The sequence below is a fragment of the Blautia pseudococcoides genome (assembly GCF_001689125.2).
Lineage (GTDB): Bacteria > Bacillota > Clostridia > Lachnospirales > Lachnospiraceae > Blautia > Blautia pseudococcoides.
On record NZ_CP015405.2, the window covers coordinates 4,419,996 to 4,441,437 of the forward strand.

Annotated in this window: 21 protein-coding genes and 1 other annotated feature (1 of these 22 running past the window's edge); of the genes, 18 read left to right on the forward strand and 3 right to left on the reverse strand. The window is 48.1% G+C overall.

Annotated elements, in window-relative coordinates; genetic code table 11:
• Nucleotides 1–90, forward strand: a binding site (T-box leader); it begins 176 nt to the left of the window's first position.
• A gap of 312 nt (nt 91–402) precedes the next feature.
• From A4V09_RS20780 to A4V09_RS20815, 8 genes are all read left to right on the forward strand, one after another.
• Nucleotides 403–2,118, forward strand: coding sequence for a proline--tRNA ligase (locus A4V09_RS20780; protein ID WP_065543996.1), 1,716 nt, complete (start codon nt 403–405; stop codon nt 2,116–2,118).
• A 17-nt stretch (nt 2,119–2,135) separates the two neighbouring features.
• Nucleotides 2,136–3,719: an aminotransferase class I/II-fold pyridoxal phosphate-dependent enzyme gene (locus A4V09_RS20785; protein ID WP_084043705.1), complete on the forward strand. Its 1,584-nt coding sequence runs from the start codon at nt 2,136–2,138 to the stop codon at nt 3,717–3,719.
• Nucleotides 3,720–3,730: 11 nt separating this feature from the next.
• A complete protein-coding gene (locus A4V09_RS20790) occupies nt 3,731–4,321 on the forward strand; it encodes a nucleoside/nucleotide kinase family protein (protein WP_065543997.1) in 591 nt (196 codons plus the stop codon).
• Nucleotides 4,322–4,482: 161 nt separating this feature from the next.
• Complete coding sequence (gene holB / locus A4V09_RS20795; RefSeq protein WP_065543998.1) at nt 4,483–5,472, forward strand: DNA polymerase III subunit delta'; 990 nt, start codon at nt 4,483–4,485, stop codon at nt 5,470–5,472.
• A gap of 1 nt (nt 5,473) precedes the next feature.
• The gene (locus tag A4V09_RS20800) at nt 5,474–6,352 is read left to right on the forward strand and encodes a PSP1 domain-containing protein (protein ID WP_065543999.1); all 879 of its coding nucleotides are present in this window, start codon (nt 5,474–5,476) and stop codon (nt 6,350–6,352) included.
• Nucleotides 6,353–6,386: 34 nt separating this feature from the next.
• Nucleotides 6,387–7,142: a tRNA1(Val) (adenine(37)-N6)-methyltransferase gene (locus tag A4V09_RS20805; protein WP_065544000.1), complete on the forward strand. Its 756-nt coding sequence runs from the start codon at nt 6,387–6,389 to the stop codon at nt 7,140–7,142.
• Nucleotides 7,139–7,984, forward strand: a complete 846-nt coding sequence (rsmI, locus tag A4V09_RS20810) for a 16S rRNA (cytidine(1402)-2'-O)-methyltransferase (protein ID WP_065544001.1) — start codon at nt 7,139–7,141, stop codon at nt 7,982–7,984. The genes A4V09_RS20805 and rsmI overlap by 4 nt, the downstream gene beginning before the upstream one ends.
• A gap of 55 nt (nt 7,985–8,039) precedes the next feature.
• A complete protein-coding gene (locus tag A4V09_RS20815) occupies nt 8,040–9,287 on the forward strand; it encodes a CapA family protein (protein WP_065544002.1) in 1,248 nt (415 codons plus the stop codon).
• Nucleotides 9,288–9,405: 118 nt separating this feature from the next.
• On the opposite strand, the gene A4V09_RS20820 is transcribed toward A4V09_RS20815, so the two are convergent.
• On the reverse strand, nt 9,406–10,206 hold the full coding sequence (locus A4V09_RS20820) for a carbon-nitrogen hydrolase family protein (protein WP_065544003.1): 801 nt from the start codon (nt 10,204–10,206) through the stop codon (nt 9,406–9,408).
• A gap of 183 nt (nt 10,207–10,389) precedes the next feature.
• Here A4V09_RS20820 and A4V09_RS20825 point away from each other — a divergent pair, with 183 nt between their 5' ends.
• Nucleotides 10,390–11,025 (forward strand): nucleoside recognition protein, encoded by a 636-nt coding sequence (locus A4V09_RS20825; RefSeq protein WP_065544004.1) that lies wholly within the window; start codon nt 10,390–10,392, stop codon nt 11,023–11,025.
• A gap of 2 nt (nt 11,026–11,027) precedes the next feature.
• Here the strand turns inward: A4V09_RS20825 and A4V09_RS20830 are convergent, their stop codons facing one another.
• Together A4V09_RS20830 and A4V09_RS20835 are read right to left on the reverse strand one after the other, a co-directional pair.
• Complete coding sequence (locus tag A4V09_RS20830) at nt 11,028–12,059, reverse strand: LacI family DNA-binding transcriptional regulator (protein WP_065544005.1); 1,032 nt, start codon at nt 12,057–12,059, stop codon at nt 11,028–11,030.
• A 106-nt stretch (nt 12,060–12,165) separates the two neighbouring features.
• Complete coding sequence (locus A4V09_RS20835; RefSeq protein WP_065544006.1) at nt 12,166–13,209, reverse strand: LacI family DNA-binding transcriptional regulator; 1,044 nt, start codon at nt 13,207–13,209, stop codon at nt 12,166–12,168.
• A 392-nt stretch (nt 13,210–13,601) separates the two neighbouring features.
• Here A4V09_RS20835 and A4V09_RS20840 point away from each other — a divergent pair, with 392 nt between their 5' ends.
• The 9 genes from A4V09_RS20840 to A4V09_RS20880 are packed head-to-tail and all read left to right on the forward strand — an operon-like array spanning nt 13,602 to nt 21,442.
• Nucleotides 13,602–14,696 (forward strand): ABC transporter substrate-binding protein, encoded by a 1,095-nt coding sequence (locus tag A4V09_RS20840; RefSeq protein ID WP_065544007.1) that lies wholly within the window; start codon nt 13,602–13,604, stop codon nt 14,694–14,696.
• 23 nt (nt 14,697–14,719) lie between these two features.
• Nucleotides 14,720–15,547, forward strand: a complete 828-nt coding sequence (locus A4V09_RS20845) for an ABC transporter permease (RefSeq protein WP_065544008.1) — start codon at nt 14,720–14,722, stop codon at nt 15,545–15,547.
• Nucleotides 15,547–16,320 (forward strand): ABC transporter permease, encoded by a 774-nt coding sequence (locus tag A4V09_RS20850; RefSeq protein ID WP_084043706.1) that lies wholly within the window; start codon nt 15,547–15,549, stop codon nt 16,318–16,320. The genes A4V09_RS20845 and A4V09_RS20850 overlap by 1 nt, the downstream gene beginning before the upstream one ends.
• Nucleotides 16,290–17,054 carry an ABC transporter ATP-binding protein gene (locus A4V09_RS20855; protein WP_198168560.1) on the forward strand — a complete coding sequence of 255 codons (765 nt, stop codon included), beginning with the start codon at nt 16,290–16,292 and terminating at the stop codon, nt 17,052–17,054. Before A4V09_RS20850 ends, A4V09_RS20855 begins: the two co-directional genes overlap by 31 nt.
• Before the next feature lie 21 nt (nt 17,055–17,075).
• Nucleotides 17,076–17,819, forward strand: coding sequence for an ABC transporter ATP-binding protein (locus tag A4V09_RS20860; RefSeq protein ID WP_065544011.1), 744 nt, complete (start codon nt 17,076–17,078; stop codon nt 17,817–17,819).
• A gap of 40 nt (nt 17,820–17,859) precedes the next feature.
• Nucleotides 17,860–18,636, forward strand: coding sequence for an SDR family NAD(P)-dependent oxidoreductase (locus A4V09_RS20865; protein WP_065544012.1), 777 nt, complete (start codon nt 17,860–17,862; stop codon nt 18,634–18,636).
• A 12-nt stretch (nt 18,637–18,648) separates the two neighbouring features.
• On the forward strand, nt 18,649–19,482 hold the full coding sequence (locus A4V09_RS20870) for a transketolase (protein ID WP_171286508.1): 834 nt from the start codon (nt 18,649–18,651) through the stop codon (nt 19,480–19,482).
• Nucleotides 19,479–20,423 carry a transketolase family protein gene (locus A4V09_RS20875; RefSeq protein ID WP_089280645.1) on the forward strand — a complete coding sequence of 315 codons (945 nt, stop codon included), beginning with the start codon at nt 19,479–19,481 and terminating at the stop codon, nt 20,421–20,423. The genes A4V09_RS20870 and A4V09_RS20875 overlap by 4 nt, the downstream gene beginning before the upstream one ends.
• Nucleotides 20,420–21,442 (forward strand): zinc-dependent alcohol dehydrogenase, encoded by a 1,023-nt coding sequence (locus tag A4V09_RS20880; protein ID WP_065544014.1) that lies wholly within the window; start codon nt 20,420–20,422, stop codon nt 21,440–21,442. Before A4V09_RS20875 ends, A4V09_RS20880 begins: the two co-directional genes overlap by 4 nt.

Genomic DNA, 21,442 nt, shown 5'->3' on the forward strand with positions numbered 1-21,442 from the left:
TATGAGGATCGGCGTCCCGTACTTGTGGAGTGCAGAATGAAGATTCTGAAATCAGGTGGTAACACGGATATTTGTTTATTCGCCCTGAACTGGCTAAGCTGGTTCAGGGTTTTTGTTTTTTCTGCCGCTCCCTGTCCCATCGGTCCGGGCAACACACCACGTTGCCCGGACCGATGGGACAGGGAGCGGCAGAAAAAAGCACTTCGTGCGTGTGAGGGCGGAAGGTTATCGGGGATGGCGGGATGGCTGTGGGAGGGGGAGGTAAAAGGTATATCATGGTGAGCTGGAATGGTTGGTGTGTGTGTGGATGAGTGGCGATTATGAAGAGCTGAATGGTAAATTTTAGAAGGTAAATGGAGTGAAAGGCTCTGGCATAAAAAATGAAAATGGAGGAAATGTGTAATGAAGATGGAGAAAGTTGTGGGAGAGAGGTTTCGGGAGAGGCCTGCGGATTGTGTGATTGATAGTCATGCTTTGATGGTGAGAGGCGGGTATATGAAGTATGTGGGGAATGGGATTTATTCGCAGTTTGGGCCGCTTAGGAGGATTTGCAGGAAGATTGAGGGGATCATCAGGGAAGAGATGGACCGGATCGAGGGACAGGAAGTGCAGTTTCCGGTGGCTATGCCGGCTTCGCTTTGGGAAGAGTCGGGGCGGTATGAGAGTGTGGGGAGTGAATTGCTTCGGTTTACAGATAGAAATGGGAGTAAGATGGTGCTGGGGATGACACATGAGGAGGCTTCGGTGCAGCTTGTGCGGGAGTATGGGAAGAGTTATGCCAAGTATCCGTTTATGATCTATCAGATTCAGACTAAGTTTCGGGATGAGGCTAGACCCAGGGCCGGGTTGATCCGGGTGAGGGAATTTACTATGAAGGATGCTTACTCGTTCCATACTTCCCAGGAGGACCTGGAGGAATATTATCAGAAGTGTTATCATGCTTATGAGAGGATTTTTGCACGGGCCGGGATTCCGGAGACCATTGCTGTGGCTTCGGATTCCGGGATGATGGGCGGCAGTCTGTCTCATGAATTTATGCTGCTGACTCCTGTCGGGGAGGATTCTATTGCAGTATGCCCGGAATGTGGGTTTAGGGCAAATGTGGAGATGGCTGAGAGTATCACTGAAAATGTACAGGATGATGTGCAGAAGGAGCTGGAACTTGTGTATACGCCGGATATGCATACGATTGAGGATGTCTGCGGATATTTGGATATGCCAAAGGAAAGGTCCTGTAAGGCGGTGGTTTATCAGAAGAATTCGGATGATGGGTTTGTGGTGTTGTTTATCCGCGGGGATTTGGATGTGAATGAGACGAAGGTCACTAATTTTCTGAAAAGTGAAATACGTCCCGCAGAGATCACACAGGAGTCCGGTCTGCATCCAGGATTTATTGGGCCTTTTGGTCTGAAGGGGGATTTCACGGTCCTTTATGATAACTCTCTGAAGAGCGGAATGAACCTTTCCTGCGGCGGGAATATTGAGGAACATCATTATACGGGGCTTTGTATGGAGAGGGACTGCCCGGGTGCAGAGTATCATGATCTTGCAAAGATCACAGAGGGCAGTGTGTGCCCCAAATGCGGCAGGCATTCAATCCGGGTGTCCAGGGGCATTGAAGTGGGTAATATTTTTCAGCTTGGTACAAAGTATACGGAGAGTATGGGGATGCAGTACCTGGATAAGGATGGGAAGGAGAAGTATCCTCTCATGGGATGTTATGGGATCGGTATTGGAAGGCTGGCGGCTTCTGTCTGTGAGGCGCATCATGATGAGTATGGACCAATCTGGCCTATGGCTATTGCTCCCTGGCAGGTGCATTTGTGCTGTGTAAGACCGGATAATAAGGAAGTGAAGGAGTTTGCAGATAAGCTTTATGAGGAACTTCAGGGACGCGGCGTGGAGGTGCTTTATGATGACAGAAAGGTGAGCGCCGGGGTTATGTTCTCAGATGCGGACCTGATGGGAGTGCCCATACGCGTGATCGCAAGTCCGAGAAATATGAAGGAAGGGTGCTGCGAGATTGTTACCAGGGATAAGCAGGTTCAGAAGAAGATTGTGCTCACGGATGTTGTAAGTGAAATTATGAAGATGATCTTATGCGCAGATAAGGAATGACAGGGATAGGAGGAAGGATGGGAGAAGAGATGTGGCTGGATGAAGCGTTATATAAATACAGCGGAAAGGATTATTATCCGTTCCATATGCCGGGACATAAGCGGGAGTTTTGTCCGGAGACGCTTAAAAATCCTTATAAGGTTGACATAACGGAGATTGACGGGTTCGATAATCTGCATCATGCGGAGGGGATTTTGCTGGAATCGCAGAGGAGGGCCGCGTCTCTTTACGGGGCCTTTGAATCCTGGTATCTGGTAAATGGCAGCACGGCGGGGATTTTGTCTGCGGTCTCTGCGTGTACTTCCAGGGGCGGAGAAATCCTGATGGCCAGAAACTGCCATAAGGCGGCCTATCACGCCGCTTATCTGAGGGGACTGAAAACGAATTATCTTTTTCCGCAGGCGGACAGGGCTGTGGGTTTGAATGGGGGAATCTCCCCGGAGGACGTGACAGACATGCTGGAAAAGCACTCCGGGATCCAGGCTGTTCTTATTACGTCACCCACTTATGACGGAGTGGTTTCAGATGTAAAAAAGATTGCTGAGGCGGCACATGCATACCATGTTCCTCTGATCGTGGACGAGGCTCATGGGGCTCATTTTCCGTTTTCAGGGGCATTTCCTGTGTCAGCGCTTGCCTGCGGAGCAGATGTGGTGATCCATAGTTTACATAAAACACTGCCATCTCTGACACAGACAGCTCTTCTGCACAGGAACAGTGAGCGGGTGAGTGCGGATAAGCTCAGACGTTTTTTGGGGATCTTTCAGAGCAGCAGTCCTTCCTATCTGTTTATGGCGGGGATGGACGCTTGTTTGAGGCTGATGCAGGGGGAGGGTAGGATGCTTTTTGATGCATATACAAAACGGCTGGGGTGCTGCAGGGAGAGACTGGCAGGTCTTAAAAATCTGCATTTGCTTAGAAAAGGTGAGATAACAGGACTGGGCTTTGTGTATGACCTGGATGAGTCCAAAATGGTGGTATCTACGGCCAATACTTCCATAGACGGGGCGAAGCTTCATGAGATTCTGTTGGAACGGTATCATTTGCAGATGGAAATGGCGGCAAGCCGGTACGTGATCGCACTTACCAGTGTCATGGATACAGAGAAAGGCTTTGCCAGGCTGGAGCAGGCCCTTCTGGAAATTGACAGAGAGCTGGAGGGAGCGGGAGGCACAGAGGCCTGTCAATGCCTGAAAAGCAGTAAGGAAAGCGCATCAGGTGAGGCCCGGAAATCCCTGGAAAGCGGTAGGGAGAGTGCATCAGGTGAGGCCCGGAAATCCCTGGGAAGCGGTAGGGAGAGTGCACCTGGCAGAGCCGGGCTGTACTTTGAGAATATGAGGGGTTATATTTCCGGGGAGGCCTGCACTGCCATAGCGGAAGCTGTGGAGGGCGTGCAGGAGGAGATTGATCTGGAAGGCAGCGAAGGCAGGATTTCCTCCGAATACGCGTATTTGTATCCCCCGGGAATCCCGTTTTTGGTGCCCGGAGAGAGGATCAGCAGCCATATTTTGGATCAGCTTCGTATCTGGAAACAACAAGGGCTGGACATTCAGGGGTTAAGTGACTATACTCTAAAGAAGATTCATGTACTCAAGAGATAGGGGAACAAAAAATGGGCAGAATTTTTTATATTATGGGCAAAAGCTCTTCCGGTAAAGATACCATTTACAGCAGGCTCCTCCATGACAGGGAGCTGGGGCTTTTGCATATTTTGTTATATACTACGCGTCCTATCCGCCAGGGCGAGGCGGATGGGCGGGAGTATTATTTTGTGGACCAAAGCCGTTTTGGGAAGTTTAAAGATGAGGGAAAAGTGATCGAGTACAGGACTTATGAGACTGTGCACGGACCATGGACTTATTTTACAGCGGATGACGGGCAGGTGGATTTGAAGGCCCATAACTATCTGGCGATCGGAACACTGGAGTCCTATGAAAATATGAAGAGATACTATGGGGAGGAAAATGTGTGCCCCATTTATGTGGAAGTTGAGGACGGTGAGCGTTTAAAACGTGCCCTTGCAAGGGAAGAATTACAGGAGAAGCCCCGCTATGCGGAAATGTGCAGGCGTTTTCTGGCCGATACGGAGGATTTCTCTGAGGAGAATCTGGAGAGGGCAGGGATTGGAAGGCGCTTTCAAAATGTGGAGCTGGAAAGCTGTATGAAGGAGATCCGGGATTATATCCGCAGTCGGAACGCTTAACATTTTATCCGATTATTTAACAGAAGCTTAATAGAAAAGTAAGCGTACCAAACGTTGCAGGACCCGGAAAACCTGTGCTATAATGATAGAAACGAGCCGGTGCAGACCAGCTCTGAACATAAATGCCCTTATTGCAGGGCGGAAGGATAGAGGTGATTGCAATGCAGGAAGTTGAAAAGGTATTAGGACATGAGGAGGTTATCCGCCATTTACAAAATGCGGTTGCCATGGATCAGGTTTCCCATTCCTACATTTTTGCAGGGGAGAAAGGGAGCGGAAAAAAACTTCTGGCGAAGCTGTTTGCCATGACATTGCAATGCGAGAAGCACGGAAAAGAGCCGTGTCTGCAGTGCGGTTCATGTAAAAAGGCCATGAACAGGAATCATCCGGACATTATCTATGTCAGCCATCTGAAGCCCAATTCCATTGGTATTGAGGATATCAGGGAACAGCTTATTGCAGATGTGGAGATCAAACCCTATACAGGGCCTTATAAAATATATATTGTGGACGAGGCGGAGAAGATGACCATCCAGGCGCAGAATGCTCTTTTGAAAACCATTGAGGAGCCGCCCGCTTATGCGGTGATCCTGCTTCTGGCCAACAACAACACAAGTCTGCTTCCCACCATCACATCCAGGTGTGTGACCCTGAACTTTAAACCGGTCAGGGATGATCTGATCAAGAGCTACCTGATGGAGGAACTGCATGTGCCGGATTACCAGGCAGAGGTCAGCGTGGCCTTTGCCCAGGGCAATGTAGGGAAGGCAAAGCAGATCGCTACCGCAGAGGATTTTGCTGATATGATGGATGCTGCTCTTAAGATCCTGAAAAAGGGGGACGGCATGGAAGTCTATGAGATGGTGGATGCCATCAAAACACTTTCCGAGGAAAAGCATACCGTGTATGAATATCTGGACCTGTTTTTAGTGTGGTTCCGGGATGTGCTGATGTTCAAAGCCACAAAAGAGGTGGACGGGCTGGTGTTCCGTCAGGAATATTATGCGATCAAGGATCGTGCAGACAAGAGTTCCTACGAGGGGCTGGAGAAGATCATCCAGGCCATTGAGACTGCTAAGACTCGTCTGCAGGCAAATGTTAATTTTGACTTAACAATGGAACTTCTGTTCCTTACTATCAGGGAGAACTAAAATGACAAGAGTGATTGGAGTCAGATTCCGGAATGTGGGTAAAATCTACTATTTTTCCCCTAAGGATCTGGAAATAAAATCGGGTGACCATGTGATCGTGGAAACCGCCAGGGGCGTAGAGTACGGCAGCGTGGTTCTGCCCCCCAGGGATGTGGAGGATGAGAAGGTGGTCCAGCCTCTGAAGGAGGTCATCCGGATCGCAGGCGCACAGGATGACAAAAAAGAGGAGGGCAACAGAAAGAAGGAAAAAGAAGCCTATCAAATCTGCCTGAAGAAGATCAAAGAGCACGGGCTGGAAATGAAGCTCATTGACGTGGAATATACATTTGACAACAATAAGGTCCTTTTTTACTTTACTGCTGACGGAAGAATTGATTTCCGTGAATTGGTGAAGGATTTGGCGGCTATCTTCAAGACACGTATCGAGCTGCGCCAGATTGGTGTAAGGGACGAGACAAAGATCTTGGGAGGCATTGGAATCTGCGGGCGGGCATTGTGCTGCCATACTTACCTGTCAGAATTCGCTCCTGTTTCCATAAAAATGGCGAAAGAACAGAATCTCTCTCTGAATCCTACCAAGATATCAGGGGTGTGCGGAAGACTGATGTGCTGTCTGAAGAACGAGGAGGAGACCTATGAGGAGCTGAACCGGAAACTGCCTGTGGCCGGAGACAGAGTGAACACACCGGAGGGACTGAGAGGCGAGGTGCAGAGTGTAAATGTGCTGCGTCAGCTTGTGAAGGTCATCGTGGATGTGGATGACGAGAAGGAGATCAGAGAATATGCCGTGGAGGATCTGAAATTCAAACCGAGGCAGAAAAAAGAAAAAATAAAATTGTCTGACGAGGAATTGAAGGCATTAAAGGAACTGGAGAAATAGGAAGGGCGGTCAGGTGGAAGAGAAATCTCTAATTATGGAAAATGAACGTCTGGATGATCTGCAGAACGGCTATATGCTGATTCAGAACCCCAAACAGTTTTGTTTTGGAATAGATGCAGTGCTTCTTGCCTGGTTTGCCAGAGTAAAACCGGGTGAGAAGGTGCTGGATATGGGGACGGGGACTGGTATCGTCCCTATTTTGCTGAAAGCCAGGTATCCCGGAGGCCGTTTTACCGGTCTGGAGATCCAGGAAGAGAGCGCTGCGCTGGCCAGACGAAGCGTAGCTTACAACAGCCTGGAGGACGATATTGTAATTCAGACAGGGGACATCAAGAGGGCTTCTGAGGTTTTCAGCCCGTCTTCTTTTGACGCGGTTACTACCAACCCTCCTTATATGATCGGGAGTCATGGTTTGGTGGGGGAAAACACGGCAAAGACCATTGCCCGCCATGAAACCCTATGCACCCTGGATGATGTCATATCCCAGGCGGCATCCGTTTTGGTGCCGAAAGGGAGATTTTATATGGTGCACAGGCCATTCCGGCTGGCTGAAATTATGTCAACCATGGTGAGGTACAAGCTGGAGCCTAAAAGGATGCGTCTGGTCTATCCTTATGTGGATAAGGAGCCAAATCTTGTGCTTATTGAGGGGATGAGGGGCGGAAATTCCCGGATAACCGTGGAGAAGCCGCTGATCGTCTACGAAAAACCGGGAGTGTATACAGACGAAATTTTGGAGATTTATGGTCGAGAACGGCAGGAAACAGCTGCGAGAGAAGAGGAAACATGAGCGGAACATTATATTTGTGCGCCACACCCATCGGCAATCTTGAGGATATGACTTACCGGGTGGTGCGTATTTTAAAAGAGGCGGATATGATCGCGGCGGAGGATACCCGAAATAGTATTAAGCTGCTGAATCATTTTGATATTAAGACGCCCATGACCAGCTATCATGAGTATAATAAGATTGATAAGGGAAGATATCTGGTGGAGCAGATGCTGGCAGGGAAAAATGTTGCACTGGTCACAGATGCCGGCACACCCGGAATTTCCGATCCCGGTGAGGAACTGGTGGCTATGTGCTGGGATGCAGGCGTCACGGTGACAGCGCTCCCCGGTGCAGCCGCGTGTATCACAGCCCTGACTTTATCAGGACTATCCACAAGACGGTTTGCATTTGAAGCTTTTCTTCCCTCAGATAAAAAAGAGAAACGAAAAGTGCTTGAGGAGCTGAAAAACGAGACCAGGACCATTGTGTTGTATGAGGCACCCCACCGGCTTGTCAGGACACTCCAGGAACTGTTGGAGGCATTGGGCGAACGCAGGCTTTCAGTTTGCAGAGAGCTTACCAAGAGGCATGAAACCATATTCAGGACAACGCTTAGGGAGGCTGTTTCCTATTATGAGATAAATGAACCTAAGGGTGAGTGTGTATTGGTCCTGGAGGGACGAAGCCGCAGTGAAATGGAGAAGGAAGAACAGCAGCGCTGGAGTGAAATGCCTTTAAAGGAACATATGGATTATTATGTAAACCAGGGGGCTGATAGAAAAGACGCCATGAAGAGAGTGGCTAAGGACAGAGGAGTCAGCAAGAGAGATATCTATCAGGCCCTCCTGGAAGAGGAATAGAGGGATATAGAGGTACTGGGCAGTGTTCTGCTGTCCGAAAGAAAAGGGGATATAAATGGCGTACCATTACAGGAGAAAAGAACAGGAAAGAAGAAAGAGAGAAAGAGAGCGGAAAGTCAGACGGATCAAAATCATTTTCGGAGTGGATGCAGCTCTGGTGGTGATTCTTCTCCTTATTTTCGCTGTGAGTAAAGGCATGTCAGCCGGATCATCGGAAAAGGAGACCAGCGCGGAAGCCAAGACAGCTAAAACAGAGAACGAAAAAACAGAAGCCGCAAAAACAGAGGCTGCCCGGGATAAATCGAAGAAAAAGGACAGTGCCGGAAAATCGGAGGATAGTCCGGAAACTGACAAGGGGGCGGATGCCGGGGAGAAGAAGACAGATGAGCCTGTGACCATCACCGTCAGCGCAGCGGGTGACTGCACGCTGGGAACCGATGAATTCTTTAACTGGAGTGACAGTTTTCCTGCCAAATATGAGGAGGTGGGTGACCCGGCCTATTTTTTTCGCAATGTACAGCCTATATTTTCGCAGGATGATCTGACCATCGTGAACTTTGAGGGAACTCTTACCAACAGTGAGAACCGTGAGGACAAGCAGTTTGCATTCAAGGCAGACCCGGCTTACGCGAAAATACTTACCGCCGGAAGCGTGGAGGCTGCCAACATGGCTAACAACCACAGCAATGATTACGGTGAGCAGAGCTACACAGATACCATTAAGGCTCTGGAGGATGAAGGGATCACCACATTCGGTTATGACCGGATCGCCGTGATGGATGTGAAGGGTGTCAAAGTGGGGCTGCTGGGCACTTATGTACTGAGAGAGGGGCTGGGAATAAAAGATTCTATGATCGCCAATCTGCAGTCTTTGAAAGAGCAGGGGGCACAGATCATTATTTCCAGCTTTCACTGGGGCTCGGAGAAGGCATATGAACCGGACTCCACACAGATAGAGCTTGCTCATGCGGCCGTAGATAACGGCGCAGACTTAGTTCTTGGGCACCATCCTCATGTGCTGGAAGGGATTGAGGAGTACCGGGGGAAGAATATTGTGTACAGCCTGGGTAATTTCTGCTTTGGCGGCAACGCGTATCCGTCTGATATGAATACCATGATATTTCAGCAGACATTTACCATAAAGGACGGGGAACTGCAGGAGGATAACGTGAAGAATATAATTCCGTGCAGGATCTCCTCTGAGGATGGATATAATAATTATCAGCCTACACCTGCGGAGGGGGAGCAGAAGGATGACATATTGCAGAAAATAGAAGAGTATAGTTCCTGGGTGCAGGGATAAGCGTGTAGAGGGATACCCCGGAGGCAGCGGCTTCCGGGGTATATTCATTATAAAGGTACTCATTATGCGCAAGAGGAAAATGGATGCAGGCGGCGCATAGAGGTGGGGATCCTGCATTCTAATACAGATCCTTCCGCATATTTTTTAGGGAGGGAACCAAGTGCCGGGCCTTGATGCTGTCCTCCGGGGTGACAGGGACGAGTATCAGCCGGGAGGATTCATCTCCGTCTGCCAGTACTCTGCCGAAGGGGTCACAGGCGAAACTCTGCCCAATAAAGGTGTCTTTTATGTACTGGCTGCATCCAAGTACAGTCATGCCGTTCTCAATAGCTCTTGCCGCCAGAAGGGTTTTCCATTGGACCGCTTTCATATCCCCCTGTACCCAGGCTGAGGGATAAATAAAAAATTCAGCACCCTGCAATGCGGCACTGCGTGCCAGCTCCGGAAAGCGCAGATCATAGCAGGTGCCTAACCCCAGCTTGCCAAAGGGTGTTTCCAACGGGGAAAAAAGAACGTCCCCGGCAGCAGTGTGATCTGACTCATGCCAGTCGAAGGCATCAAATAGATGTGTCTTTCTGTATGTTCCCTGCAGGATACCCCTGTCATCCAGAAGGATCAGGGTGTTGAAGCACTTATCTTGGCTGCGCTTAGGGGCAGCTTCATTCATGCCGAAGAGAATCCAGATGCCAGATTTTTGTGCAAGCCTGCTCATACAGGAGACAAAAGGGCCTTCTATGCTCTGGGAATGGTTTACATAAAGAGTTGGATCGCCGATGCAGGGATACATGAAATATTCCGGGAACACGATAAGGGCAGCCCCGGCATTGGCAGCCTGGTGAATAAAATATTCTGCTGTTTTCAGATTTTCCACTGTGTCCGGAAGGGAACCGCACTGGGCAAGTGCAATGGTATGGGGCATAATCATTACCTCCTGAAGAAGTTTTTTGCTATTGTAGCAGATGTACAGGGAAAGTCAAGAGCCCAGGGGAAACGGAAGGAGAAAATCCCATCGCAAAAACTAATTGAATAACAGAATCGGCTCATTAGAATAAAATATCCTGCAGAAACATATAGTAGAGAAAAAGCTTCCGGAGGCGTGAACATGCTTAATATTCTCTGGGGAGCAATGATGCTCATAGGAATTACATACGGCGCCATGACAGGGCGTATGGGGGAGATCACGGATGCGGCACTTTCGTCTGCCAAGGAGGCAGTTGTGCTCTGCATTACCATGGCAGGTATTGTTGCCATGTGGATGGGCGTCATGGAGATAGCCAGGTCTTCCGGCATGATAGAGAAGATGACGGAGAAAATGCAGCCGCTGCTGCGTTTTTTATTCCCGAATCTGCCAAAGGACCATCCTGCTATGGAGTATATTTCTGCCAATATTATAGCAAATTTCCTGGGACTGGGCTGGGGGGCAACTCCGTTTGGGCTGAAAGCCATGGAAAAACTGGCGGAGCTGGAGGATGAAAGGCGGTTGGAGGATGGGCATGGAATGGAGAAAAAGCGGTTTCATATTTTCCCGCAGGGTACAGCCAGTAATGAGATGTGTACTTTTTTAATATTGAATATATCCTCTTTGCAGTTGATACCAGTCAATATTATCGCTTACAGAAGTCAGTATGGCAGTACCAATCCGGCCGGTATCGTCGGTCCGGGAATTGTGGCTACACTGATCAGTACAGCAGTGGCCATTGTTTTTTGTAAGTTTAAGGACCGGAAACAGAGGGCATAAAATTATCTGACGAATCTGGCGCAACTGTTTCTCTCCGCAATATAATAAGGCAGTTCTGTTTTTAATTCCAGCTTATGTCCGCCCTGGATGCGGTCTAATAGAACCTTAAGGGCAATATTACCCATCTCTTCAATGGGAACATGAATGGTTGTAAGCATAGGCGCAGTGCGCTGGGCATGGGGAATGTCACCAATCCCAATGACGGAAATATCTTTTGGGATCTTTTTTTTATATTCCTTGTAACAATGCATGGCGCCTATGGCCGTTAAATCATCTGCGCAGACCACAGCGGTGATGTCAGCCTGACGTTCCAAAAGCAGCCTGGCACCGTGATATCCGCCCTCAAACGTTTGCTTGACATTGACCGTGTTTGTTATATGAAACGGTAAGCCAAGTTCTTTAAGAGCCTGCTTATAGCCCTGAAAGCAGGAATTATCTTTCTGTTCCCCAATGTATCCAATCTTTTTATGCTTTAGGCCATGCAGGTGTTTGACTGCACGTAAGAATGCAAGATAACCATTACATATGACCTGGTCGCATTTCAGATCCAATGGATGGATCCCCACATATACAAGGTTTCTGTAGGTGGTTTCCAGAAGTTCAAACTGCCGCTGTGACAAGTTCCGCTTTCCGAATAAGACAGCGCCGTCAACTTTGTTTTTTTGTGTTTTGGGGGGATTTGGGGGAAAGGAAAATTCTTCCAGAAAAAAAGAGCGGCGTACGATACATTTTTGACGAAAAGCTATTTGTTCAATTGCCCGCTCTAATTCCTGGTAAAGAGGGTTGACATCTGTTTTAGAATGTTCGGCGTATATACAGTCAATGGAGTAGGTGGGGGCGGATTCTTCCGGAATAGAGCTGCCGTTCTTTAATGTCCGTGCCGCGGCATTTGGAATATATCCATTTTTTCGGACAATGGACCAGATTTTGTCCTGGGTATGTTTGCTGGCTGCATTACATCCCTTATTGTTGATAACCCTTGAGACTGTGGAAATGGAAACCCCGGCTTCCTTTGCAATATCCTTCAGTGTCATTTGATTTCCTCCTGTGTAGTTTATATTATGAGCCAATACGAAAAATTCATACTACCACGGACAGCCTCAAAAGAACAGGAGCAACTGATCAAGAATCAATTTACAACTACCTGTTTGCAGAACGGCACTTTGCACAACTGTCACGCTGGGCCATGAAAAACGGAAGTTCAACTTTCATTGGAAGGGTGTGCCTGCCGTTTATGCGGTCTATTAATATACGTGCAGTCTGCCGGCCTAATTCTTCGATGGGGATATGCACAGTGGTGAGCATGGGAGTTATGTATTGGGCCAGGTCAATATCATCCACGCTGATAACAGAAATATCCTTACTGACCTGTTTTTTATTTTCGTGAAAGGCTTTGATGGCGCCAATGGCGGTTAAATCATTTGCGCAGAAAACGGCTGTGAATTCCGAGCTGCTGTTCAAAAGTTTTTGGGCACCTCTGTATCCGCCGTCTGTAGATTGGAGCACATTGGCTGTATTATGAATGGTAAAGTTTAAATTATGCAGGGAGAGAGCATCCTTGTAGGCCAGAAAGCGGCATTCATTCGCCTGTTCTCCGATATAGGCGATTTTTTTATGCCCCAACTCTATTAAATGCTCCACTGCACTGATACCTGCCTTATAACCGTCGCAGATGACCTGGTCACATTTCAGGGGTATGGCATTGAGGCCTACATAGATAATGTTCTTGTAGACTTCTTTTAAAATTTTCAACTGTTCTTTTGTGAACATATATCTTCCCAGTATGACAAGGCCGCATATATTCCGCTCATCTGCCCGTATAATGGAATCCAGGGATTTGAGATCCATGGGGCGGTATGTATGCTTTACAATATAATTATAATTAAATGCTTCCTGTTCCAGCGCGCGCTCCAGTTCAGAAAAAAACGGATCGGTATTCAGATTAGAGGTGCGGGCCTGGAGGCAGTCTATATAGTACAACGGATTCTCTTTTGCGTCGGTAAGGGATGTTCTGCGTTTTAGATTTTGGGCCAGAAGGTTGGGGCTATAGCCGTTTTGGCGCACAATGGACCAGATTTTGTCACGTGTTTCTTTACTGGCAGCACCCTGTTCCTTTCCATTGACCACCCGTGAGACAGTTGAGATGGAGACACCTGCTTCTTTGGCGATATCTTTCAAGATCATAGAATTCCCTCCTCGTCCTGGTCATGTCTGAAAATCAAATCTTCCTGCAAAGCCTGATATACATTCTGCAGGTGCAGGAACCAATCCCCATATGCGGTTTATATTTTTAAGGATTCATCAGGTATGGGCAGCTGAAGCTGTCCTGTTTTTATTATATTGGAAAAATAAAATAATAAAATGCAAAATAATACAAACGTTTGCGTATATATATGCTGTCCGGGACCGGATAAAAAAGTATAAGACAATACGAAAATAATAAACAAATTGACAGTAAAAATAACAAAAATAGGAAAAACGTTTGTGTAAATAGGCGTTGAAACGAGAGAAAGTTCAAGATAAATTGTAGATAGTAACAAATGGAGCGTGGATCAAATCATATTGGGAGGTAAAACATGAAGAAAAGATTAGCGGTACTGTTAATGACGGGAATTTTAGGTGTAACCATGGCTGCGTGCGGCAGCGGAAATGAACGGAAAGAAGATTTGGAGACTGCAGGAAACGAGAGCAAAAGCGAAGATAAAATACCGCTTAAGATCAGTCATCATCCATATCTGCATGCGCTGCCCAGTATTTATGCAGAGGACAATGGGCTTTACGATGCATTTGACTATACGATTGATATGTACGCAGGGGGGCCGGTGCAGAACGAAGCTATTGCATCCGGGGCCTGGGAAGTGGGGACCACAGGAATCGGCGGGGCTGTCCTTGGGTGTCCGGCGTACAATATGAAAGTGATCGGGTACTCCTGCGATGATACGCAGGCGCTGGATATCTGGGTGAGGGAGGATAGTGCACTGGCCGGCAAGGAGGCAGACGAGATGGGGGTCAGAGGGACTGCCCAGGACTGGAAAGGCAAAAAAATCCTTTGCCAGACAGGGACAACGTGTCATATGACCCTGATCGCTACCCTGGAACACCTGGGTCTTACTATGAATGACGTTGAGATCATTGATACGGCAGTAGCACAGTCATATGCTGCTTTTAAGGCGGGGGAGGCTGATATCGTGTGCCTGTGGTCACCGTTTGGATACCAGGCGGAGGATGATGAGGGCTGGGTAAAAGCAGCCGATGCAGGCGGTATGGGGCTAAAGATGCCCACGCTGATCGTTGCCACTGAGGATGCGGTTAAGAACAGACCCGAAGTGGTACAGGAGTGGCTGAACTGCTATCTGCAGTCAGTGGAAGAATTAAGAGCTGACCCGGAGGGCAGTGCTGAACTGCTGTTTGACTTTGAGGAGGAAGAAGGGATTTCCATGACAGAAGCAGCGGCCAGAAGAGATATAGAGACACGTATCTTCCCGTCCCTGGAGGAGAACCAAAAAGCTTTTGCGGAGGACGCGGAAGGAAACATCAGTGCCCAGGAGGATTTGCTGAAGTTTGCTGACTTTATGATATCACAAGGGAAATTAACGGAGGCCGACAAACAGGCCATGATTGACAATAAAGCAGTTGACGGGACTTTTATGGCAAACGTTAAACTGGATTAAGGTGTTTAATGAGGTAAGTTATTATGAACGAAACGAAAAAAAATGTGAGTTCTGTTCAGATTGAGGAGAGGAAGAGGGCAAGGGAGAAGGTACAGCTTTTTTTGATCTCCGCTGCCAGCGTGATGGTGTTTTTAGGTGTTTGGGAGACGGCTGTGCGTTTGGCCTGGGTGAACCCCCAGTTTGTCTGCTCCCCGTCAGAGGCATTCGCAGCATTTGTGGACAAGCTTACCCAGCCAAACCCTGACGGGGCGGTTCTGGGTATACATATCTGGGAAAGCCTGAAGCTGGCACTTATAGGATATGTAGCGGCAGCGGCCATAGGAGTCCCTCTGGGGCTGCTGTTGGGATATTATCGTACATTCGACAGACTGATAAACCCTATTTTTGAAATTATCCGTCCGATTCCGCCTATTGCCTGGATTCCGCTGTCAGTTATCTGGCTGGGAATAGGGACAACGGCAAAGTGTTTCATTATATTTCTGGCTGCCTTTGTCCCTTGTGTGATCAATTCTTATACAGGAGTGAAGCTGACCAATCCGGTGCTGATTGACGTGGCAAAAACATGCGGGGCAAGCAGATGGAAAATTTTCATCACTGTTTGTACACCCTCCGCCATGCCCCTGGCATTTACGGGGATCAGGGTAGCTTTGGGCAATGCCTGGTCAACTCTGGTAGCGGCGGAAATGCTTTCTGCAACCGCGGGATTAGGATATATGATCCAGCAGGGAAGGGCACTTGGAAGGTCAGACATAATCATTGTGGGAATGCTTACCATCGGAGTTATTGGGGCTGTTCTCACAGCGGTCCTGAATAAATTGGAGAACCGGGTAATCCGATGGAGGGCCGAATAATGGAGAGACGCAAGATAAAAGACCTCTGCCTGACATGTATATCACTTACTGCGCTGATTATTCTCTGGGTGATTGTTTCCAACAGCAAGCCGGACTTCTTTCCAACTCCTCAGGCGACCTGGGAGAGATTTGTAAAGATGGCGGAAAGGCCAATCAGCAGGACCACTATAACGGGACATATTTTGATCAGCTTAAAGCGTGTATTGTCAGCTCTTATTCTGGCAGTGGTCTCAGGTATCGGCATAGGCCTGATCATGGGATGGAGCAAACGGATGAACGCCGTGTTAAGTCCTATTTTGACAGCACTGCGTCCGATTCCGCCCATTGCCTGGATACCGTTGGTGATCCTGTGGTTTGGAATTGGAGAATTTTCTAAGGTTTTACTGGTGTTCATAGGTGCTTTTTTCCCGGTTGTATTGAATACAGCGACGGGTGTGGGTATGGTAGACCCCATGTATTTAAATGCAGGGCGTGTCTATAATGCCAATACATTTCAAATGCTGCGCCATGTGGTAATGCCCGCAGCGCTTCCTGCAATCATGGCGGGAGTTAAGATCGCGCTGAGCAGCGGCTGGATGGTGGTAGTGGCAGCAGAGATGATAGCCAGCAAATCAGGCCTCGGTTTTTTGATCACAAGGGGAAATGAGAGCTATGACGTGGCTCTTGTGTTGTGCGGAATGATACTGATCGGCCTTGTCGGGGCAGTTTTAAGTGCGGTCTTCACATTAATGGAAAGGTGGTTGTGTCCGTGGACGGAAAAGAAAAACGGGTAAAACTGAAATTAAAAAATATTTCAAAATCCTTCTATGCCAGGAAGGAGATCTTCGAAGCAGTGAATCAAATTTCCATGGATGTCTATGAAAATGAATTCCTTGTCATACTGGGACCCGGCCAGTGCGGGAAAAGTGTACTGCTGAACATGATAAGCGGCCTGGAAGAGCCCACTGCCGGGGAGATAAAGTTTCCAAATAAGGATGAAAAAAAGGTGGGTTTTGTCTTCCAGAAAACAGCAGTGTTTCCCTGGAAGACAGTCATGCAGAATGTGGAGTTTTCTCAGGAGCTGAAGGGTGTGAATAAAGCGGAGAGAAGAAAACAGGCCCAGTACTTGATCGGGCTGGTTGGATTAAAAGGGTTTGAAGACTCCTATCCCCGTCAACTGTCGGGAGGAATGAAGCAGAGGGTGGGTATTGCCAGAGCTTACTGCAGCAATCCTGATATTTTACTGATGGACGAGCCTTTCGGGGCTCTTGATGCGCAGACCCGGTATCAGATGGAAGAGGAAGTGCTCAGAATCTGGGAGAAGGAAAAACGTACTGTGATCTTTGTCACCAACAATATTGAGGAGGCAGTATATCTGGGTGACAGAATCATACTCCTCAGTGAGTGTCCGGCGTCAGTAAAAGAGATTTACCCACTGAAAGGCCTTCAGCGCCCGAGAGATTATGTGGATACAGAGTTTCTTAAAATGAGGGAAACGATAGAGAAAAATATGGATTTGGCATTATAACATAGAAGGCAGGATGCACATATGGGAGAAGAGGTAAAGGTAAGAGTAGAAAACCTGACAAAGTGTTTTGGGGATCTGAAAGTTCTTGATCGGGTTTCCTTCCGGATTAAAAAGGGTGAATTTGTATGTATAGTAGGTCCTACAGGCTGCGGTAAGACTACATTTTTAAGGCTTTTAACAAAACTTACGGAGCCCACTTCAGGAGAAATTTACATAGACGGTGAACCGGCTGACCCTCAGAAACATAACATATCCTTTGTGTTTCAGGAGCCTTCGGCCTTTCCGTGGCTGACCGCGGAGGAAAATATCGAATACGGGCTGAAGATCAAAAAGAGGCCGGTCCGTGAAATAAAGACGCAGTCTGACAAGATCATAGGACTTCTCGGACTGGAAAAGTTCCGCAAAGCTTATCCCCACGAAATGTCAGTGAGTATGGAACAGAGAGTGGTGATCGGCAGGGCATTTGCCATGAATCCCGACTTGCTGCTGATGGATGAGCCATATGGTCAGATGGATATTAAAATGAGGTATTTTCTGGAGGATGAGGTGATCAAACTGTGGAAGGCAACAGGCAGTACGGTTTTGTTTATCACCCATAATCTGGAGGAGGCAGTATACCTGGCAGAGAAAATACTGATTTTATCAAATAAACCTGCCAGGATAAAGGATGAGGTATTTGTGGAACTTCCAAGGCCCAGAGATATCGCGGATGAAAAGTTTGTTGAGATTAGAAAAAAGATAACAGAAGAGATTAAGTGGTGGTAGGGTATGTTTGATTGATGCCGGAAGAGGCGGAGGGATATACATGAAAAATCTGAAAGGCAGAAAAGTGCTGGTGACCGGGGGTGCGCAGGGAATCGGATTTGCAGTGGCAGAGTGTTTTGCCGGGGAGGGCGCGGATGTTTTTATTGGAGATATCCGGGTTGAAAAAGCAGTGGAAGCAGCAAAAACACTGGAGGAGAAGTATGGAACTGCCAGCAAAGCATACAAGTTGGATGTGAGCAGCAGGGAAGGGATTCGTTCCTGTTTTGAAAGGTTCAAGGAGGAGCAGCATGTCCTGGATATTCTGATCAATAACGCGGGTATCCAGATCCGCAGGCCTTCCCTTGAATTTGAGGAGGAGAAGTGGGATCTGCTCATGAATATCAACTTAAAAGGAGCTTTCTATTGTGCCCAGGAAGCAGCGGGTATGATGAAGGACAGAGGTGGGGCCATTGTAAACATTTCCTCCGGGACATCAACAGAGACCCTGCCCGGAAGGGCACCGTACTGCATCAGCAAGGCGGGCATTAACGGCATGACGGCTGTTCTGGCGGCTGAGTGGGCAAAATATAACATCCGGGTAAATGCCGTAGCCCCAGGGTGGATCCTGACCCAGTTGCTGCTGGATGGGATGAACATGGGAATCGTCAGTGAGAAACAGATATTGGCAGCAGTACCAATGAAAAGGCTGGCTGATGTGAGAGAGATCGCCGGGCCTGTTGTCTACCTGGCATCCGATGAGGCCAGTTATGTGACAGGCCAGACTTTGTTTGTGGACGGGGGACAGAATGCCCTGGGACTGCCGGATATGGGATTATGAGGAGGTGCAGGGATGAGGCTGCAGAAAAACGAGAGAGAAATAACAAAGTATGCACAGGAAATACGGAAGAATACGATCATCAGTCTGCACAGCGCAGGTTCCGGTCATCCGGGGGGCGCTCTGTCCATAGTTGAGATGTTGGCAGTTCTGTATTTTTATGAGATGAACGTCAGTCCGGATAAACCGGAAGAGAGGATGCGTGACCGCTTTGTCCTATCTAAAGGTCATGCAGCGCCATCTTATTATGCAGCTTTGGCAGAAAGAGGCTATTTTGAAAAAAGTGTTCTGAAAACACTCAGGAAAATGGGAAGTATTCTACAGGGGCACCCGGATATGAAAAAGGTACCGGGGGTTGACATGTCCACCGGTTCACTGGGGCAGGGCATATCAGCAGCGTGTGGAATGGCCCATTACGCAAAAAGAACAGGGGCAGACTACAGAGTTTACTGCATCATAGGAGACGGGGAAATGCAGGAAGGACAGGCGTGGGAGGCATTCATGAGTGCGGGACATTTTAAACTTGATAATCTTGTAGTGCTTTTGGATAACAATAATTTACAGATTGACGGAAGAGTAGACCAAGTCATGTCTGTATATCCCGTGAAAGAAAAACTACAGGCTTTTGGATGGAATGTGGAGGAGACGGACGGACATCATGTGAAAGGGTTGATAGAGACACTGGACCATGCCAGGCAGGTAAAAGATAAGCCGGCTTTCATTATAGGAAAAACGGTGAAGGGCAAAGGAATATCGTTTATGGAGAACCAGGCAGGATGGCATGGGGCAGCCATCAATGAAGAACAATTTAAACAGGCCATGAAAGATCTGGGGGAGGAATGCATATGAGTTCAACAAGAGAGGCATATGGTGCTGCGCTGACAGAATTAGCTGAAAAATATGAGTTTTTTGTTTTTGACGCCGACTTATCAAAGGCTACCCAGACAGTGCATTTCGCAAAGAAATATCCGGACCGGTTTACAGATATGGGCATTGCTGAATGTAATATGATGGGATATGCGGCAGGATACGCGGCCAGCGGAGCAGTGGTATTTGCAAGCACATTTGCTGCGTTTGCGGCGGGCAGGGCTTATGACCAGATCAGGAACAGTATCGCATATCCAAATCTGAATGTAAAGATTGCAGCCACACACGGCGGGGTCCTGATTGGGGCGGACGGCGGCTCTCACCAGTGTGTGGAGGATCTGGCCCTTATGAGGGCAGTTCCCAATATGGCTATTCTCTATCCCGCAGACACTACAGAGACAAAAAGGTGTGTTGAGGAGGCAATAAAATATAAAGGGCCTGTTTATCTCCGGTTTGGAAGACTGGATTCGCCGGAGATATATACTGGTGCAAAAGTGTGCAGAGCCGGAATCGGAAAGGGGACCCTGGTGCGGGATGGACAGGACGTGACGATTGTGGCTGTGGGGGATATGGTGAGCAGGGCACTGGAGGCTGCAGGAAGGCTGCAGGAGGACGGCATCTGTGCGGAAGTGATGGATATGGCGTCTGTCAAACCGATAGATGCAGAAATGCTCCTGGAATCCGTGAAAAAAACAGGATGTGCAGTGACGGCAGAGGATCATAATGTTCTGGGAGGACTGGGGGGAGCCGTCAGTGAAGTGCTTTCTAAACAGTATCCGGTTCCGGTGGAAATGGTTGGAGTGCAGGATGTGTTTGGCTGTTCAGGTGTGCCTGGTGAGCTGGCAGTACATTATGGACTGACCAGTAAAAATATAATTGAGGCAGTACAAAGGACAATAAAGAGAAAAGAGGGGAAATCATGAGAAAAATAGTTTTTGAAAGTCCCCGAAAAGCGGTGATCAAACAGGCCGAAAAACCTATATGCGGGAGCGGGCAGGTGCTGCTCAAGATGAAACGGATTGGGGTGTGCGGAACAGATATCCAGGTATTTGCGGGAAAAAACAGGTATATGGAGTTTCCTATAGTGCCGTTCCACGAGGGAATCGCCGTGGTGGAAGAGACAGGAGAGGGCGTGTGTGATATAGAGCCTGGCAGTCTGGTTACTATCCGCCCTATTTTGAGCTGTAATACGTGTTATTCCTGTAAGAGGGGAAGGGAAAATGCCTGTATGAATTTTAATTCATTGGGCGTACAGTCCGACGGACTTGGCGCGGAGTATTTTGTGATCAGCAGGGAATATGTGTACCCGCTGGACAGGGACGCTGATTTAGACAAGGTTATTTTTATTGAACCCTTTGCTGTAGGGGTACATGCGGCCTATCAGGGGGAGGTGCAGGGCAAAAAAGTTCTGGTTGTGGGCGGAGGGACCATAGGGAATTTTACGGCTCAGGCCTGCAGGCTGGCCGGCGCAGAGAAAACTGCAGTTTGTGATATCAGTCAGGATAAAGTCACAATGGCAAAGCGGTCGGGGATCGCGTTGTGCGTCAATACATCAGAACTCACCCTGGAACAGGCATCACAGAAATGCTTTGGCGGATTTCCGGATGTGATCATTGACTGCGCAGCCGTCCCGTCAGTTTTTTCCGGGATCTTAGAGCTGGCCGGAAAGACGACCACCATTGTGATCGTTGGGAATTACAGCGTTTTGGTGGAAACAGACATTGCAAAAATCCAGAGAAATGAACTTACAGTGAAAGGATGTATCACATACCGGGAGGAAGATTTTATAAGGGCAAAAGAGTTGATAGAGAAAGGCCGAGTTTATCTGGATGGTTTTCTATCAAAGAGATACTGTTTTTCACAGGTTCAGGAGATGATGGAGCAGGCAATGGAGAATAAAGGGATAAACATGAAAACTATCATGGACTTTGAGGGGGAATGA

Bases quoted from the DNA above. Each gene is read 5' to 3' on its own strand.
- rsmI (WP_065544001.1), top strand. From the start codon at position 7,139: ATGAGCGGAACATTATATTTGTGCGCCACACCCATCGGCAATCTTGAG.
- A4V09_RS20800 (WP_065543999.1), top strand. From the start codon at position 5,474: ATGACAAGAGTGATTGGAGTCAGATTCCGGAATGTGGGTAAAATCTAC.
- holB (WP_065543998.1), top strand. From the start codon at position 4,483: ATGCAGGAAGTTGAAAAGGTATTAGGACATGAGGAGGTTATCCGCCAT.
- A4V09_RS20835 (WP_065544006.1), bottom strand. From the start codon at position 13,209: ATGATCTTGAAAGATATCGCCAAAGAAGCAGGTGTCTCCATCTCAACT.
- A4V09_RS20880 (WP_065544014.1), top strand. From the start codon at position 20,420: ATGAGAAAAATAGTTTTTGAAAGTCCCCGAAAAGCGGTGATCAAACAG.
- A4V09_RS20820 (WP_065544003.1), bottom strand. From the start codon at position 10,206: ATGCCCCATACCATTGCACTTGCCCAGTGCGGTTCCCTTCCGGACACA.
- A4V09_RS20845 (WP_065544008.1), top strand. From the start codon at position 14,720: ATGAACGAAACGAAAAAAAATGTGAGTTCTGTTCAGATTGAGGAGAGG.
- A4V09_RS20865 (WP_065544012.1), top strand. From the start codon at position 17,860: ATGAAAAATCTGAAAGGCAGAAAAGTGCTGGTGACCGGGGGTGCGCAG.
- A4V09_RS20840 (WP_065544007.1), top strand. From the start codon at position 13,602: ATGAAGAAAAGATTAGCGGTACTGTTAATGACGGGAATTTTAGGTGTA.
- A4V09_RS20870 (WP_171286508.1), top strand. From the start codon at position 18,649: ATGAGGCTGCAGAAAAACGAGAGAGAAATAACAAAGTATGCACAGGAA.
- A4V09_RS20785 (WP_084043705.1), top strand. From the start codon at position 2,136: ATGGGAGAAGAGATGTGGCTGGATGAAGCGTTATATAAATACAGCGGA.
- A4V09_RS20815 (WP_065544002.1), top strand. From the start codon at position 8,040: ATGGCGTACCATTACAGGAGAAAAGAACAGGAAAGAAGAAAGAGAGAA.
- A4V09_RS20780 (WP_065543996.1), top strand. From the start codon at position 403: ATGAAGATGGAGAAAGTTGTGGGAGAGAGGTTTCGGGAGAGGCCTGCG.
- A4V09_RS20790 (WP_065543997.1), top strand. From the start codon at position 3,731: ATGGGCAGAATTTTTTATATTATGGGCAAAAGCTCTTCCGGTAAAGAT.
- A4V09_RS20805 (WP_065544000.1), top strand. From the start codon at position 6,387: ATGGAAAATGAACGTCTGGATGATCTGCAGAACGGCTATATGCTGATT.
- A4V09_RS20850 (WP_084043706.1), top strand. From the start codon at position 15,547: ATGGAGAGACGCAAGATAAAAGACCTCTGCCTGACATGTATATCACTT.
- A4V09_RS20860 (WP_065544011.1), top strand. From the start codon at position 17,076: ATGGGAGAAGAGGTAAAGGTAAGAGTAGAAAACCTGACAAAGTGTTTT.
- A4V09_RS20875 (WP_089280645.1), top strand. From the start codon at position 19,479: ATGAGTTCAACAAGAGAGGCATATGGTGCTGCGCTGACAGAATTAGCT.
- A4V09_RS20830 (WP_065544005.1), bottom strand. From the start codon at position 12,059: ATGACACTGAAGGATATTGCAAAGGAAGCCGGGGTTTCCATTTCCACA.
- A4V09_RS20825 (WP_065544004.1), top strand. From the start codon at position 10,390: ATGCTTAATATTCTCTGGGGAGCAATGATGCTCATAGGAATTACATAC.